General features: G+C 68.8%; 15 protein-coding genes. 2 read left to right on the plus strand and 13 right to left on the minus strand.

Annotated features, from left to right (window positions below; all coding sequences use genetic code 11):
- Nucleotides 1-37: 37 nt before the first annotated feature.
- From ACF08M_RS17465 to clpB, 7 genes are all read right to left on the minus strand, one after another.
- Entirely contained in the window at nt 38-1,288 is a 1,251-nt protein-coding gene (locus ACF08M_RS17465; protein ID WP_392186114.1) for a hypothetical protein, read from the minus strand.
- A 10-nt stretch (nt 1,289-1,298) separates the two neighbouring features.
- Nucleotides 1,299-1,997: a hypothetical protein gene (locus ACF08M_RS17470; protein WP_392186115.1), complete on the minus strand. Its 699-nt coding sequence runs from the start codon at nt 1,995-1,997 to the stop codon at nt 1,299-1,301.
- A gap of 31 nt (nt 1,998-2,028) precedes the next feature.
- Complete coding sequence (locus tag ACF08M_RS17475) at nt 2,029-2,325, minus strand: hypothetical protein (RefSeq protein ID WP_392186116.1); 297 nt, start codon at nt 2,323-2,325, stop codon at nt 2,029-2,031.
- A 65-nt stretch (nt 2,326-2,390) separates the two neighbouring features.
- On the minus strand, nt 2,391-2,690 hold the full coding sequence (locus tag ACF08M_RS17480; RefSeq protein WP_327274356.1) for a WXG100 family type VII secretion target: 300 nt from the start codon (nt 2,688-2,690) through the stop codon (nt 2,391-2,393).
- 315 nt (nt 2,691-3,005) lie between these two features.
- A complete protein-coding gene (locus ACF08M_RS17485; RefSeq protein WP_392186117.1) occupies nt 3,006-3,566 on the minus strand; it encodes a YbjN domain-containing protein in 561 nt (186 codons plus the stop codon).
- 71 nt (nt 3,567-3,637) lie between these two features.
- Nucleotides 3,638-4,903: an MFS transporter gene (locus ACF08M_RS17490; protein WP_392186118.1), complete on the minus strand. Its 1,266-nt coding sequence runs from the start codon at nt 4,901-4,903 to the stop codon at nt 3,638-3,640.
- A 377-nt stretch (nt 4,904-5,280) separates the two neighbouring features.
- On the minus strand, nt 5,281-7,890 hold the full coding sequence (clpB, locus tag ACF08M_RS17495) for an ATP-dependent chaperone ClpB (protein WP_392186119.1): 2,610 nt from the start codon (nt 7,888-7,890) through the stop codon (nt 5,281-5,283).
- A 223-nt stretch (nt 7,891-8,113) separates the two neighbouring features.
- Here clpB and ACF08M_RS17500 point away from each other — a divergent pair, with 223 nt between their 5' ends.
- Nucleotides 8,114-8,518, plus strand: coding sequence for a pyridoxamine 5'-phosphate oxidase family protein (locus ACF08M_RS17500; protein WP_392186120.1), 405 nt, complete (start codon nt 8,114-8,116; stop codon nt 8,516-8,518).
- 137 nt (nt 8,519-8,655) lie between these two features.
- On the opposite strand, the gene ACF08M_RS17505 is transcribed toward ACF08M_RS17500, so the two are convergent.
- Together ACF08M_RS17505 and ACF08M_RS17510 are read right to left on the minus strand one after the other, a co-directional pair.
- On the minus strand, nt 8,656-8,976 hold the full coding sequence (locus ACF08M_RS17505; protein WP_392186121.1) for a (2Fe-2S)-binding protein: 321 nt from the start codon (nt 8,974-8,976) through the stop codon (nt 8,656-8,658).
- Nucleotides 8,973-9,266, minus strand: coding sequence for a hypothetical protein (locus ACF08M_RS17510; RefSeq protein ID WP_392186122.1), 294 nt, complete (start codon nt 9,264-9,266; stop codon nt 8,973-8,975). The genes ACF08M_RS17505 and ACF08M_RS17510 overlap by 4 nt, the downstream gene beginning before the upstream one ends.
- 101 nt (nt 9,267-9,367) lie before the next feature.
- Here ACF08M_RS17510 and ACF08M_RS17515 point away from each other — a divergent pair, with 101 nt between their 5' ends.
- Nucleotides 9,368-10,381, plus strand: coding sequence for a helix-turn-helix transcriptional regulator (locus tag ACF08M_RS17515; protein ID WP_392186123.1), 1,014 nt, complete (start codon nt 9,368-9,370; stop codon nt 10,379-10,381).
- Nucleotides 10,382-10,568: 187 nt separating this feature from the next.
- Here the strand turns inward: ACF08M_RS17515 and ACF08M_RS17520 are convergent, their stop codons facing one another.
- The 4 genes from ACF08M_RS17520 to dnaK form a co-directional block, all read right to left on the minus strand.
- Entirely contained in the window at nt 10,569-11,015 is a 447-nt protein-coding gene (locus ACF08M_RS17520; protein WP_392186124.1) for a heat shock protein transcriptional repressor HspR, read from the minus strand.
- A 1-nt stretch (nt 11,016) separates the two neighbouring features.
- Complete coding sequence (gene dnaJ / locus ACF08M_RS17525) at nt 11,017-12,210, minus strand: molecular chaperone DnaJ (RefSeq protein ID WP_392186125.1); 1,194 nt, start codon at nt 12,208-12,210, stop codon at nt 11,017-11,019.
- 93 nt (nt 12,211-12,303) lie between these two features.
- Nucleotides 12,304-12,954, minus strand: a complete 651-nt coding sequence (grpE, locus tag ACF08M_RS17530) for a nucleotide exchange factor GrpE (RefSeq protein WP_392186126.1) — start codon at nt 12,952-12,954, stop codon at nt 12,304-12,306.
- Entirely contained in the window at nt 12,951-14,804 is a 1,854-nt protein-coding gene (gene dnaK, locus ACF08M_RS17535; RefSeq protein WP_392186127.1) for a molecular chaperone DnaK, read from the minus strand. The genes grpE and dnaK overlap by 4 nt, the downstream gene beginning before the upstream one ends.
- Nucleotides 14,805-15,181 lie beyond the last annotated feature (377 nt).

Genomic DNA, 15,181 nt, shown 5'->3' on the forward strand with positions numbered 1-15,181 from the left:
AGCGGGAGCCCTCACGCATGACGGGACGCGGCCCGGATCAGGTCGATCCCTCCACGTAGCTGGGGTCGTGCACGGTCGTGCCCTTCGTCCCGTCGGGGACGGCGCCGTTGATCGCCCAGGCGAAGCCGCCCAGCCCGATGACGTTCGAGCTCTGGTCGATCCACCCCGCCGTCTTCGTCCAGATGTTGGTGATGCCCGGCAGCTGCTTCACGACGCCCGGTGTCTTCAACACGCCACCGGGGATGTTCTTCAGCACGTTCGCGACCAGGTCGCCCGGGTTCTTGAACCCGGTGAACGACTTGATGGCGGGAACCACGGTCTTGAGGTTGATCTGGATCGTCCTGAGGTCGCCCGTGACGGACTTGAGTTTGGTCGCGATCCCGCCCAGTTTGGCGATCTTGATCAGGCCGACGCCGCCGAGCACCAGCCCCAGGCCGCTGAGGACCATGTCGAGCACATCCCACTCGCCCGACTGAATACTGTCCACGATATTCATGATGAAGGGGATGGCGGCGGTGACCAGACTGGCGATCGTCAGGATGAGCCCCAGGCCCTGCAATCCGGGGATGAGCATGGCGATGATGCCCAGGGCGGCGCTGATGAAGCCGAGCACCTTCTTGAAGATGTCCTTGATCTTCTCCCACAGGCTCTTGCCCGGGACCGCCTCGCTCGTCGCGTCGTCCAGGGCGCGGGCCGCCGTCGCGGCGTCCGTCTCGCGCAGCTCCCGCGCGTCCTCGGCGAGCATGCGGGCGGCGTCGAGATCCCGCTGGGCGCTGTCGACGTCCCCCTGCGCCGCGGACTGGTCGTGCCGGGCATTCTCCATGGCCTGCCGCGCACTGCGCCGGGCCGCCTCATCGTCCGGCGGGGGCGGGTCCGCCGCGTCCAGGCCGCTGATCACGGACCCCGCCGCGGCGGCGGCATCGGTGGCCCGCTGCAGCCGCTCCTTGGCGTCCCGCCCTTCGACCAGGGCGTTGTCGGCCTTGCGCTGATGGTCCCCCAGCTGGTCGGCGTACGTGTCCAGGGCGCGGGCCGCCTTGTCGTACGAACTGTGCAGCTTCTCCACCTGATTGGCCAGGTCCCCGAGCTTGTGCCGGAGTTTGTCCATGGCCTTACCCTCACCGAGCTGGCTGTTCTTCAGACCGCTGACGATGGGGAGCGCCTGGTCCGCGTCGGCAGCGACGGACCGGTACTGGCCCGCGAGCTTCGCGAGCATCTCCGCATCGCCCGGCGTCGGGTCGTCCGAGAACCCGAAGACCGTCTCCCAGTCGGACACCGCTGGCCGCGCCATTGCCGCGCCCTCACTTTCCGTTCTCGTCCGTGCCCTGCGGGCTCTGTGCGGCCGGCACAGCCGTGCCCTTGCTCTCGACTTCCACGAAGCGCAGCGTCCCCGCGATGGCGTCGAACACCTCGAAGAACTGGTCCTTGAGGTCCACATTGGGCGTGGAGCTGGAGACCAGCAGGTATTCCCGGCGGTTCGGGATCGGGAACAGCGTGTGCAGCAGCGCCGTACGGATCGGCGTGCCCTTGTAGTCGATGTCCTCGATCGAGGCGATCCGCCCGACCGGTCCGACGTCCACAAGCTCCAGCAGACCCACCTCGCGCGGCGGGTACCCGCTGCTCTGCGGGTCCCCGGCCTGCATGCTCGCCCCGAACAGCACCTCGGCCAGATCCGCCGACTGATCCTCCGGCACGGGCATCCGCAGCACGACGGACGTGGCGCTGAGCATCGCGTCCCCGCCGGGGAACCTGACCATCCCCGCCGCCTGGAGCGCCCCCCGGGCGTAGGCCTCGCGGGCGGTCCGGCGGGTGTCGCGGATCAGGCCGTCGAGCCGCTCGCGGGAGAACTGCGGAACCCCCTTCGCCTGGTGCTCGATACGGCGGCGGATGGACGCGTCCCGGGTGCTCGGGTCGAGGTCCAGATGCCACCAGGAGCCGGGGTAGCGCAGCTTGTAGTGCGCGGGCGCCCCCGTAGCCCGGTCCGTGACCGGATGCGTCATGACGCATGTCCCTTCTGCCAGCAGGCTTTCGTCAGGTCTTCTTGGAGTCGTCCAGCGTCTTGACGGTCTCGTCGTCCGTCTGTGTGAAGGCGTCGGAGATCTTCTTCGTGTTCTCGGAGAAGACCTTCACGTTGTCCTGCACCTTCTCGTGGCCCTTGCCCCATGCGTGGTCGAAGTCGGCGAGGGACTCGGCGAGCTTCGAATCGCCCACATCGTCCTTCGATCCGATGTCGCTGAGCCGCGCGGTGTTGTTGATCCGCTCCCCGATGTCCTCAAGTGACTTGACCGTCTCGTTCAGGTCATCAAGGGGGACGTTGATGCGGGTCATCGGTTCCTCCTCTCCGGCGCCGTCCGGTCCCGCCGCGGAAGGGCGGGACCGGACACAAGGGCACGTCAGCCGATGGAGCCGGACGTCTGGTCGTCGGTGTCGACGAACGCGTCGGCGACCTGCTTGATGAACTCGCTGACGCCCTGCAGGCCCTCGATCGCCTTGTCGGTGCCGTTCTTGTACTCCTCCCAGAACGGACGGAACTTGGTCTCGGAGCCCGGCGTCGCGTAGGCCGCCTCGACCATCTCGTCCATCTTGGTGTTGGCCTCGTGGAGGCTCTGCTGCATCAGTTCCTTCTGGTGCTGCAGCCAGGTCGACGCCTCCCGCATCTCTTCCGGGCTGATCTTGATGTTGCCGCCGGGCATGTCGGTTCCTTCTCTCGTTTCGGGTCGCCGCGGCCGTTGAGCCGCGCACACCGGGCTGTACGGGGCGTCCGGCGGGGCGGTTCATGCCTGTTGCGGAACAGTGACGAAAGTGGCGGGCCGACGCCCTGCTCAGGTCTGCGACCAGGACTCCATGACCCGCAACCGCCCATCACCGGCACCGGAGTGACGTTCCCTCACCGAGCCGGACAGCGGCGCGACACGAGAGCGGAGGGCGCCCCACCACGACAGAGCCCGGCCCGAAGCGGTGGTCACGCGGACCACCGCCCGGGCCGGGCTCTCCCTTCCGTGCGGGACTCAGGCGTCCGGAGCGGCCTGCTCCGTGCCGTCCGGCTTCTCCTCGGCCGGCGTCAGGCCCAGCCGCTCCTGCAGCCACTTGTCGAACTCGATCGAGGCGCGCACCCAGCTGACCGTCGACGAGACGAAGTGCTCCAGGCTGACGCCCGTACCGATGAGCATCTGCGCCTCACCGATCAGACGGACCGAGACCTCGGTCTCCTCGGAGCCCTCCTCGGGCTCGTGGGTGTGCGTGTAGACCTTGGGCCACAGGGTGCGGCGGTTCCAGTCGTCGATCGCGTCGAGCAGGACCGGACGCTGGTCCGCGGCGTGCGGGCGGTCGTAGAACGTACGGACCGAGAAGACCTGCTGCTCGTCCTCGCCGCGGAACATGAAGTACGTGCGGAACTCCTCCCACGGCGCCGCGAGGTCACCCTCGTCGTCGACGACGTACTTCAGCTCCATCTGTTCGAGAAGCTGCTTGACGAGGTCCTGGTCGGGGACGACGGGGCCCTCGGGTCCTGTCGCCTGCGGTTCGGGCTGGCCCCCGAAGTTGGGGATCGAGGACGGGTCGATAGACATCGCTGGGTACTCCTGTGGATCGCACGTGGTTTCCTGCCGTCGACCCTAGCCGCGTTGGACGGCCAGGGGTCCTACGCCCTCCGGGGAATCATCCCCGCGCCGGACTCCCGGGCCCGCGACCAGGCGACGGCGACCAGGATCGCGCACAGCACTCCGAGAAGTCCGGACGCGCCGATGGTGTTCGCCGACGACCCGGAGAGCTCCGCCGCCAGGCCTCCCGCGGCCACCCCGATCCCCTGCATGGCGATCAGCCCCGACCTGGCGAGTCCCAGCGCCTGGCCGCGCTGCCCGGCCGGGGTCAGGAGTACGAAGGTGGCTCCGGCGGTGATCTGGTAGGCGGAGCACACCCCCGACACCATCAACAGGAGCATGGCCGCACTCACGCCGGGACCGAACCAGTAGACGATCAGCGGCAGATTCGCGCCGATCGCCAACGGCCCGAGCAGGCGGCGCCGCCACTCGTCCCCGACCTGGGCCCGCCCCAGAAGGGCTGCCCCCACCACCATTCCCGCCGGATGCGCGGCGAGCAGGAGTCCCACCGAGGCGCTGCCGCCGCCTGCCTCGTCCGCGAAGGGGGCGGCCAGCCCCTCCGGCAGGACGACGAACCCCGCGAGCCAGCCCAGCGCGACCAGCGACCGCAGCCGTGAATCCGACCAGATCAGTGCGGCCGCCTTCCCGACCTGGGCGCCCAGTCGCGTCCTTCCCTCCTCGGCACTCGCCGCGGGGCGGGCCTTCACCCCGAATCCGACCAGGGCCGCCGAGAGAAGGAACGTCACCGCGTTCGCCGCGAGGGAGACGTGACTGCCCAGCCATACGACCAGCAGACCTCCGCCGGCGAAGCCGGCCAGCTGTCCGGCCTGGTGCGTGATGAGCATGACCCGCTGGCCCCGCTCGTATCTCTGCTCGCCGAGCACGGTCGGCAGCAGCGCGCCCTGCGCGGCGCCGAAGGGTGCCTCGGCCAGCTGCGCCAGCACCAGCAGCCCGGCCAGCAGCGGCAGCGGCGTCCCGGGCAGGGCCATCAGCCCGACCAGCACCGCCCGCACCAGGTCGCATCCGATCATGACCGTACGCCGGGGGAAACGGTCCGCCAGGCCGGAGAGGAGCACCCCGGACAGCAGAGCGGGCAGGGTGGTCAGCGCGTACGTCCCCGCGGTCCATCCCGGCGAGTCGGTGCGTTCGAACACCAGCAACGACAGGGCCACGCGCGCCAACTGGTCGCCCAGGATCGACTGGGCATAAGCAGCCCAGAGGGTACGAAATTCGCTGAGTCGCATGAGATTGTCACGCCCGGACTTTCCGGGCCCGGGGGCTTTCTCATCGCGTATCCGCTCGGTCATGCGCGTACGCTACTGGCTGCCGATTTCGGTATCTAACCTTCTTCGCGGGCAGGTCATCAAAGGCGCCGCGGAGTGTCCTGATTATTCCTGCCGCCTCGGGCGGACACCGGGGACTTCCGGGCACGGATCCCGTGTCAGGGGCTGGTGGAACGACCGGAACGGAGCATGACGGAGTAAACCCGCACCTCGAAGCGGAGTGAGGCGTTCGGCTCAATATCGACGTCGAGCAACGCCCTCCGGCGCCTCCGGTCAATTTCTTGTTCTCCGGAAATCGCCGCAATTCTTCTTCTCTTGCACTGCGGCGCAGACGGCATGTACCCGGCCGGGACCAGTGGTCTTTCGGCCGGGCATATACCGTCGAACAGGCCGTATGCCGCCTACAAGGTCTTCCCCGGGGTCGCGGCGCCGACGAGCAGCCCGTCCCCGGCCCGGTCCACCCGGACGGTGTCCCCGTCCTTGACCTCGCCCGCGAGGATCTCCTTCGCGAGCCGGTCGCCGATCGCCGTCTGGATGAGGCGGCGCAGCGGCCGTGCTCCGTAGGCCGGGTCGTTGCCCTCCTCCGCCAGCCAGGCCAGGGCCTGAGGGGTGACGTCGAGGGTGAGCCTGCGCTCGGCCAGGCGGCCGGCGAGCCGGTCGATCTGGAGCTTCGCGATGTGCGCGAGCTCGTCGCCGGACAGCGCGGAGAAGACCACCATGTCGTCGAGCCGGTTGAGAAACTCCGGCTTGAACGAGGCCCGTACGACCTCCAGGACCTGCTGCTTCTTCACCTCGGGCTCGGCCAGGGGGTCCATCAGGAACTGGCTGCCGAGGTTGGAGGTCAGGATCAGGATGGTGTTGCGGAAGTCCACCGTCCGGCCCTGTCCGTCGGTGAGCCGGCCGTCGTCGAGGACCTGGAGCAGGATGTCGAAGACCTCGGGGTGGGCCTTCTCGACCTCGTCCAGCAGGACGACGCTGTACGGGCGGCGGCGGACCGCCTCCGTGAGCTGGCCGCCCTCCTCGTAGCCGACGTAACCGGGCGGGGCGCCGACCAGCCGCGCCACGCTGTGCTTCTCGCTGTACTCGCTCATGTCGATGCGGACCATGGCCCGCTCGTCGTCGAACAGGAAGTCGGCGAGCGCCTTCGCGAGCTCCGTCTTGCCGACACCGGTGGGGCCGAGGAAGAGGAACGAACCGGTGGGCCGGTCGGGGTCGGCGATTCCGGCGCGGGTGCGGCGTACCGCGTCCGACACCGCCCGCACGGCCTCGGTCTGCCCGATGAGGCGCTTGCCGAGCTCGTCCTCCATCCGGAGCAGCTTCTGGGTCTCGCCCTCCAGCAGCCGCCCGGCGGGGATGCCGGTCCAGGAGCCGACGACGTCGGCGATGTCGTCCGGGCCGACCTCCTCCTTCACCATCGTGTCCTCGGCGGCCTCCTGCTCGGCCTCGGTCGCCTCGGCCAGTTCCCGCTCCAGACCGGGGATCTCCCCGTAGAGCAGCTTGGACGCGGTGTCGAAGTCGCCGTCGCGCTGGGCGCGTTCGGCCTGGCCGTGCAGTTCGTCGAGGCGTTCCTTCAGCTCACCGACGCGGTTGAGGCCCTGCTTCTCCTTCTCCCAGCGGGCGGTGAGGCCGCGCAGCTCCTCCTCCTTGTCGGCGAGGTCGCGGCGGAGTTTCTCCAGGCGCTGCCTGGAGCCCGCGTCGGTCTCGTTCTTGAGGGCCAGCTCCTCCATGTGGAGGCGGTCGACGGCGCGCTGGAGCTCGTCGATCTCGACGGGCGAGGAGTCGATCTCCATGCGCAGCCGGGACGCCGACTCGTCGACCAGGTCGATGGCCTTGTCGGGGAGGAAACGCGAGGTGATGTAGCGGTCGGACAGGGTCGCGGCGGCGACCAGCGCGGAGTCCGCGATGGAGACCTTGTGGTGGGCCTCGTAACGGCCCTTGAGGCCGCGCAGGATCGCGATGGTGTCCTCGACCGTCGGCTCCGCCACCAGCACCTGCTGGAAGCGGCGTTCCAGGGCGGGGTCCTTCTCGATCCGCTCGCGGTACTCGTCGAGCGTGGTCGCGCCGACCATGCGGAGCTCGCCGCGGGCCAGCATCGGCTTGAGCATGTTGCCGGCGTCCATGGCGGAGTCGCCGCCGGCACCCGCGCCGACGACGGTGTGCAGCTCGTCGATGAAGGTGATGATCTGCCCGTCGCTCTCCTTGATCTCGGAGAGGACGGCCTTCAGCCGTTCCTCGAACTCGCCGCGGTACTTGGCGCCCGCGACCATGGCGCCGAGGTCGAGCGAGACGAGCCGCTTGTTCCGCAGGGACTCGGGGACGTCACCCTTGACGATGCGCTGGGCGAGCCCCTCGACGACGGCGGTCTTGCCGACGCCGGGCTCGCCGATGAGTACGGGGTTGTTCTTCGTACGCCGCGACAGGACCTGGACGACGCGCCGGATCTCCTGGTCACGTCCGATGACCGGGTCGAGCTTGCCCTCCCTGGCGGCGGCCGTGAAGTCCGTACCGAACTTCTCCAGGGCCTTGTACTGGCCCTCCGGGTCGGGTGTGGTCACCCGGCGCCCTCCCCTGCTCTTCTCGAATGCGTCCAGCAGCTTCTTCGCGCCGGCCCCCTGAGCGCTCAGGATCTCACCGGCACGGCCGCCCTTGGCGGCGATACCGATCAGCAGGTGCTCGGTGGAGATGTAGTCGTCGCCGAGCTCCTTCGCGCGCTGCGCGGCATCCGCGATGACGGCGAGCAGCTCACGGTTGGGCTGCGGAGGCGCGACGGTCGACCCGGTCACGCTGGGCTCGGCACCCAGGAGCCGCTCCGTCTCGGTGCGTACGGCGATCTGGTCGGCCTCGACGGCGGCGAGCAGATCGATGATGTTCGCGCTTGCTTGTCGTCCTTCACCCTCAAGCAGCGCGAGCAGCAGGTGTCCGGGGGTCAGATCGGGGTGTCCGTCCTTCACGGCCCGGCTGGTGGCCGCGTTGATGGCGTCCCGGCTCTTGTTGGTCAGCTCGGCGTCCACGTGCGCTTTCTCCTCCTTGCGGTGACTGGCTCTCTCCACAACACTGACTGAGTCAACGTGTACAAAGTTGAGTCTATTCCACTCAACCCGAGTACCGTGCACCCTTCCGGCCGATGGCGCGTCCGATTCGAGTCAATTCGAGTCAATTCGAGTCAACCGGCCTCAGAGGGCCTCCGCCACCGCGGGAGCGGCGCGCCGGCCCACGCTGCCTACGCTGTTCCCCATGGCAGTCGACGTGACGAATCCGAGCCCCGAGTACCTCGCGTTCTGGCGCGAGCACCACCTGTGCACCCTGACCACACCCCGCTCCGACGGCACGCCGCACGTGGTGCCGGTGGGCGTGACGTACGACCCCGAGGCAGGGCTCGCCCGCGTCATCACCGGCAAGAACACGCAGAAGGCCGCCAACGTCCTGGCCGCGGGCCCGGACGGCGCACGGGTCGCGGTCTGCCAGGTCGACCGGCGCCGCTGGGCGACCCTGGAGGGCCGCGCGACGGTACGCACGGAGCCGGAGGTGGTGGCCGACGCGGTGCGCCGCTACGAGGAACGCTACAAGCGCACGCCGGCGCCCAACCCGGACCGCGTCGTCATCGAGATCACCCTGGACCGGGCGCTCGGCAAGGCGTGAGGAAAACCTGGGCGGACCGGGCGGGCGGGAAACCGCAAAATCCGCTCCGGGCAGCACAACGGCGCCACCGTGTTCAGGTCACGATGGCGCCGTTGTGTGGGGGAGTGACTGAGCGACATGTAACGACGGGGGATCGCTCAGGCACTGCGGGGGGTGGCGGAAATAGTCTCTGGCTCGAACAGCTGGTGGTCCCGCCGGTCGAGGTTGACGAAGATCATGTCGTACCGGATCGCGCAGCGGACGGGCTGCGGTGCTCCCCGCGGCTTGCGGAGGCAACGGTAGGCGCGTACTTCGCCGTCGTCTTCTCGTGCGACAACGACGGGGTCGCCGAACAGAGTGACCATCAGCGAGTCGCCACGACGGGGGAGGGCCGTGACGAGATCGATGAAATGCCAGCCCGATCGGTAGGCCGTGGCCATCTCGCGCCGGAAGGTCCGGTCGTCCGGCGGGATGGTCATGCGTCCGCGCCTGCTGGAGTCGACCAGCCGATGTCACCTGCGCCCGCAGCCGGAGCATCCCAGCCGATGTCACCCGACGTGGCGGCCTGAACGACCCAACCGATGTCGTCCGCCGTGGCAGCCGGGGCGACCCAACCGATATCGCCCTGCGCGGCAACCGGAGCGACCCAACCGATATCACTCGCGGTAGCCGCCTCGCTGTTCCAGCCAATGTCGCCACCGCCCAGCCCAAAGCCCAGGGCCGCGACGAACGAGGCGGCAAGCGCCGAGCGAAGCATTCGCTTGTACATAGTCGGCTTCGTCCTCACTTGTGGATTCTTCTCCCCCGCACTTAAGACGATGTCCCACCTGGGCACGCGAACACCACTGAGTCGATGCATCATGTTCCTGCATGTTCAGGAACCTGGGGGGTGAAGATTTGGCCACAAGGCACACAAAGCCGACACATTCTCACGGGATCACCGAACTATGCGATGAGGGAGGGCATCTTTACGCCAGCGCACTGCGCTCGGGGCGCATAGCCCGCGTAGAGGTGGAACCGGCGCCTTGTCTGATGGACTTCGCCCTGTTGCATCCCGATCCCGACGATCCGGACTGGCTCCGGCCCGTTCCGCCGTCCGTCGCCCTCGCGCAGCATCTGCACCCCCTGGAGCGGGAGATCCAGGAGCGTCGACGGCACTCGGTGGAACTGACCGAATCCTTCGAGCCCTTCATGGACATCAGCGCCCAGGGCCCGCCGACCACCCACGCGATCACCGTGCTGGAGGGCGTCAACCGGATCGACGGCGCCCTCGACCTGGCCACCGCAGACTGCCGCACCGAAGTCCTCACCGTCCAGCCCGGCGGCGGCAGGAACGAGGACAGCCTCAGCAAGTCCCTGGAGCGCGGCCTGTCGGTGGTCCACCGAGGCGTCAGGATCCGCACCCTGTACCAGCACACCGTGCGCCACAGTCCCAGCACCCTGGCGTACGCGGAGCGCATAGCGGACGAGAACGTGGAGATCAGGACGCTCGAAGAGCTCATCGAGCGCCTGATCATCTTCGACCGGACGGTAGCTTTCATCCCCGCCCAGGACGACCGGCAAGTCGCCCTGGAACTCCGCCATCCCGGACTGGTCGAATATCTCGTCAAGGTATTCGAGCAACTCTGGACCAGGGCCGCCCCGCTCCTGGAGGAAGTCAAGTACGACCCGACTCCCCGGGGCATCAGCGGTGTTCAGCGCTCCATCGCCCAACTCCTCATCGAGGGCCACGTCGACGACTCCATCGCCCGCCGCCTCGGCATGAACGTCCGCACGTGCCGGGCACATGTCGCCAAACTCGCCGCCGCCCTGGGCAGCACCAGCCGGGCCCAGCTCGGCTATCTGATCGCCCGGTCGGGGATTCTGGAACAGGACCCGCGCTGAGGAAGCGCGAAGGCAGGCCACCCCGCTCGTGGAACGGCTCCGGCCGGCGCCTGTGTCACCGTCGTACGGCACGGCATCGCCCGCCCGCCCCGAAGCCCGCGAGGGCCGCGGACCGAAAGAGCCCGAGGCCCGTCACCCGGTGCGGAACGGGTGACGGGCCTCGCTCGTCGTGCGGGTGCGAACCCGCTCAGTCCTTCGGCCGCTTCGGCCGCCAGACCACCAACGCGCCGGCCTGCTGCACATCCTGGTACGGCACCAGATCGCGCCGGTACGAGGCGTGCACCTGGGCCTCGCGCTGCTGCATCGCCGCCGCCGCGCCGTCGAGGGCCGACGAGAGCTCGGCGACGCGCTGCTGGAGGGCCGCGACCTGGTTCTCCAGCTCGATGATGCGCTTGATGCCGGCGAGGTTGATGCCCTCGTCCTGCGACAGCTGCTGCACGGTGCGCAGCAGCTCGATGTCGCGGGCCGAGTAGCGTCTGCCGCGCCCGGCCGTGCGGTCCGGAGAGACCAGGCCCAGGCGGTCGTACTGGCGCAGTGTCTGCGGATGGAGGCCCGAGAGCTGGGCCGCGATCGAGATCACGTACACCGGCGATTCATCGGTCAGTTCGTACGGATTGCGTCGTCGGCCGTCCACCTCAAGCTCCCTTCGCTGCCCGGAAGAGCTCCGCCCGCGGGTCACGGCCCGCAGTCGCCTTCCGATAGGCCTCCAGTGCTTCCCTGGCCTCGGTGCCGAGCTCGCCGGGCACCGCCACCTCGACGGTGACCAGCAGGTCGCCCCGGGTGCCGTCCTTGCGTACGGCACCCTTGCCCCGGGCGCGCATCGTACGCCCGTTGGGGGTGCCGGCCGGCAGCTTCAGGGTGACCGGCGGGCCGCCGAGCGTGGGCACCTTCACCTCGCCGCCGAGCGCCGCCTCCGTGAAGTCGACGGGCACGGTGACCGTGAGGTTGTCTCCCTTGCGGCCGAACACGGGGTGGGCGTCGACATGGACCACGACGTACAGATCGCCGGCCGGTCCACCGCGCTCGCCCGGACCGCCCTTGCCGCGCAGCCGGATCCGCTGGCCGTCCGAGACGCCCGCCGGAATCCTGACCTGCATGGTCCGGGAGGACTTCGCCCGTCCGCTGCCCTTGCAGACGTCGCAGGGGTCCTGGGCGATGAGGCCCCGGCCCTTGCAGTCCACGCAGGGATCGGTGAGCGAGAAGCCGCCGCCGGTGCCGCGCGACACCTGGCCGGTGCCGAGACAGGTCGGGCAGACCCTGGGGGTGCCGTTCTTGTCACCGGTGCCGGAACACGCCTTGCAGGGCGCCTGGCTGGACATCCGCAACGGGACCGTGGCCCCGTCGACCGCCTCGGTGAAGCTGAGCGTCACCTCGGACTCGATGTCCTGGCCGCGGCGCGGCTGCACCCGCGTCCCCGTACCGCCCCGGTTGAACAGGCCGCCGAAGACATCGCCCAGACCGCCGCTGCCGCCCCCGCCGAAACCACCGGCTCCGCCGCCCGCACCTCCGCCCTGGGTGCCTCCGAAGAGGTCGCCCAGGTCGAAGTTGAAGTTGCCTCCGGCGCCGCCGGGGCCGGCCCTGAAGCCGCCGTTGCCGAAGAGGGCGCGCGCCTCGTCGTACTCCTTGCGCTTCTTGCTGTCGCCGAGGACGTCATTCGCCTCGGAGATCTCCTTGAAGCGCTCCTCCGCCTTGTCGTCGCCCTTGTTGGCATCCGGGTGGAACTCGCGGGCGAGCTTCCGGTACGCCTTCTTGATCTCGGCGTCGGTGGCGTCCTTGGGGACGCCGAGGACCTTGTAGTAGTCCTTCTCGACGAAGTCCTTCGTGCTCATCGACGTCCCTCCTTCCGGACGATCGGCCATGCGGCCGGCCCGTTGGCCGGTCGCATGGCCGGGCGGCAGGCAGCGAGGTGGTCAGACGGGATGTCAGACCTCCTCGGTGCCACCGCTCTCCTCGTCGGTTGCCTTCTCTTCCTTGGCCGTGGCCGGTGTCGCACCCGGCTGGGGTTCGGCCACTGCCACCCGCGCGGGGCGGATGGTGCGCTCGCCGATCCGATACCCCGGCTGCAGGATCGCCACGCAGGTCGTCTCGGTGACGTCCGGCGCGTACGAGTGCATCAGGGCTTCGTGGATCGTCGGGTCGAAGGGCTCGCCCTCCTTGCCGAACTGCTGCAGGCCCAGCTTGGCGACGACCGTCTCAAGAGACTCGGCCACCGACTTGAACCCGCCCACGAGCTCGCCGTGGTCCCGGGCCCGGCCGACGTCGTCGAGCACGGGCAGGAGCTCGGACAGGAGACCCGCGACGGCGATCTCCTTGACCGTGGCCCGGTCCCGCTCGACGCGGCGGCGGTAGTTCTGGTACTCGGCCTGGAGCCGCTGGAGGTCGCCCGTGCGCTCGTTGAGCGCGGTGCGGACCTGGTCCAGCTGGGCCGTCAGACCGACTGTCTGCGCTGCGTCCCCGGCCGGGGGCGCCTCCTTCTCCGAAGAGGAGGGGGCGTCCTTCGGCTCGGCTCCGTCGGGGGTGTCGCCGGAGGGGACGTCGGGCTTCTCCTCGAAGCCCGGAGTCTCCTCGGTCACACCGCACCGCCCTTCGCGTCCTTCGCGTCGTCCACGATCTCGGCGTCGACGACGTCGTCGTCGGCCTTGGCCTGCTGGGCGCCCGGCTGCGCGTCACCCTGCGGGCCGCCGTCGGCCTGGGCGTTGGCGTACATCGCCTGGCCCAGCTTCTGGGAGACGGCCGCGACCTTCTCGGTGGCGGTACGGATCTCGGCGGTGTCCTCACCCTTGAGCTTCTCCTTCAGCTCGGTGAGCGCGGTCTCCACCTCCGTCTTCACGTCACCGGGGACCTTGTCCTCGTTGTCCTTGAGGAACTTCTCGGTCTGGTAGACGAGCTGCTCGCCCTGGTTGCGGGACTCGGCGGCCTCGCGGCGGCGGTGGTCCTCCTCCGCGTACTGCTCGGCCTCCTCACGCATCCGGTTGACCTCGTCCTTCGGCAGCGAGGAGCCGCCGGTGACGGTCATCTTCTGCTCCTTGCCGGTGCCGAGGTCCTTGGCGGCGACGTGCATGATGCCGTTCGCGTCGATGTCGAAGGCGACCTCGATCTGCGGGACGCCGCGCGGGGCCGGCGGCAGGCCGGTCAGCTCGAACATGCCGAGCTTCTTGTTGTACGCCGCGATCTCGCGCTCGCCCTGGTAGACCTGGATCTGCACGGACGGCTGGTTGTCCTCGGCCGTCGTGAAGATCTCGGAGCGCTTGGTCGGGATCGTGGTGTTGCGCTCGATGAGCTTCGTCATGATCCCTCCCTTGGTCTCGATGCCGAGGGACAGCGGGGTGACGTCGAGCAGCAGGACGTCCTTGACCTCGCCCTTGAGGACACCGGCCTGGAGCGAGGCGCCGATGGCGACGACCTCGTCCGGGTTCACGCTCTTGTTGGCCTCCTGGCCGCCGGTCAGCTCCTTGACGAGCTCGGCGACGGCCGGCATACGGGTGGAGCCACCGACGAGAACGACGTGGTCGATCTCGGAGAGCTGGATTCCCGCGTCCTTGATGACGTTGTGGAACGGGGTCTGGCAGCGGTCCAGGAGGTCCGCGGTCAGCTGCTGGAACTGCGAGCGCGTGAGCTTCTCGTCCAGGTGCAGCGGGCCCTCGGCGGACGCCGTGATGTAGGGCAGGTTGATCGTGGTCTCGGTCGAGGACGAGAGCTCGATCTTCGCCTTCTCCGCGGCCTCACGGAGACGCTGGAGAGCCATCTTGTCCTTGGACAGGTCCACGCCGTGCCCGTTGGCGAACTGCTTCACCAGGTAGTCGACGACGCGCTGGTCCCAGTCGTCACCACCGAGCTGGTTGTCACCGTTGGTGGCCTTCACCTCGACAACGCCGTCGCCGATCTCCAGGAGGGACACGTCGAAGGTGCCGCCGCCGAGGTCGAAGACGAGGATCGTCTGGTCGTCCTTGTCGAGGCCGTACGCCAGGGCGGCGGCCGTCGGCTCGTTGACGATACGCAGGACGTTGAGGCCCGCGATCTCGCCGGCCTCCTTCGTCGCCTGACGCTCGGAGTCGTTGAAGTACGCGGGGACGGTGATGACCGCGTCGGTCACCTTCTCACCCAGGTACGCCTCGGCGTCGCGCTTCAGCTTCTGCAGGATGAAGGCGCTCATCTGCTGCGGGTTGAAGCTCTTGCCGTCCAGGTCGATCTTCCAGTCAGTGCCCATGTGGCGCTTGACGGAGCGGATGGTCCTGTCGACGTTGGTCACCGCCTGGCGCTTGGCGACCTCGCCGACCAGCACCTCGCCGTTCTTCGCGAAGGCGACGACGGACGGCGTGGTCCTGGCGCCCTCTGCGTTGGTGATGACGGTGGGCTCGCCGCCTTCGAGAACGCTGACGACGGAGTTAGTCGTGCCCAGGTCGATGCCGACCGCACGTGCCATTTCAATTCCTCCAGCTTGACTACTTGAGTGCAACTGACTCAAGGATGCATGACCGCCGCCTGGGTGTCAACAGAGTTGAGTCGAGGAGACTCAACTATCGTGCACGCACCTGGCGCGAATCGAAAGATGCACGCACGACACCCACCTACCTCGTGGGCCGCGCAGCGCCCACCCATCATCGCGCCATGGGATCGTTCTGTTACAAAATGCCGCGAGTCACGCAAAACCGGCAGCCGGCCCTTCCGATCCACCCGACCCCAGGCAGGTGCGAACGATGCAGAGGCAGAGGCAGAGGCAGAGACAAAGGCAGGGGCAGGGGCAGGGGCAGGGGCAGGGCCAGGGAGGACCGCAGCGGACGTGGCGGCAGGGGCAGAGAC

The sequence above is a fragment of the Streptomyces sp. NPDC015032 genome (genome assembly GCF_043080425.1).
GTDB lineage: Bacteria > Actinomycetota > Actinomycetes > Streptomycetales > Streptomycetaceae > Streptomyces.

Coding starts and splice junctions, on each gene's coding strand:
- ACF08M_RS17465 (WP_392186114.1), bottom strand. CDS start 1,288: ATGGCGCGGCCAGCGGTGTCCGACTGGGAGACGGTCTTCGGGTTCTCG.
- ACF08M_RS17470 (WP_392186115.1), bottom strand. CDS start 1,997: ATGACGCATCCGGTCACGGACCGGGCTACGGGGGCGCCCGCGCACTAC.
- ACF08M_RS17475 (WP_392186116.1), bottom strand. CDS start 2,325: ATGACCCGCATCAACGTCCCCCTTGATGACCTGAACGAGACGGTCAAG.
- ACF08M_RS17480 (WP_327274356.1), bottom strand. CDS start 2,690: ATGCCCGGCGGCAACATCAAGATCAGCCCGGAAGAGATGCGGGAGGCG.
- ACF08M_RS17485 (WP_392186117.1), bottom strand. CDS start 3,566: ATGTCTATCGACCCGTCCTCGATCCCCAACTTCGGGGGCCAGCCCGAA.
- ACF08M_RS17490 (WP_392186118.1), bottom strand. CDS start 4,903: ATGACCGAGCGGATACGCGATGAGAAAGCCCCCGGGCCCGGAAAGTCC.
- ACF08M_RS17500 (WP_392186120.1), top strand. CDS start 8,114: ATGGCAGTCGACGTGACGAATCCGAGCCCCGAGTACCTCGCGTTCTGG.
- ACF08M_RS17505 (WP_392186121.1), bottom strand. CDS start 8,976: ATGACCATCCCGCCGGACGACCGGACCTTCCGGCGCGAGATGGCCACG.
- ACF08M_RS17510 (WP_392186122.1), bottom strand. CDS start 9,266: ATGTACAAGCGAATGCTTCGCTCGGCGCTTGCCGCCTCGTTCGTCGCG.
- ACF08M_RS17515 (WP_392186123.1), top strand. CDS start 9,368: ATGTTCAGGAACCTGGGGGGTGAAGATTTGGCCACAAGGCACACAAAG.
- dnaJ (WP_392186125.1), bottom strand. CDS start 12,210: ATGAGCACGAAGGACTTCGTCGAGAAGGACTACTACAAGGTCCTCGGC.
- dnaK (WP_392186127.1), bottom strand. CDS start 14,804: ATGGCACGTGCGGTCGGCATCGACCTGGGCACGACTAACTCCGTCGTC.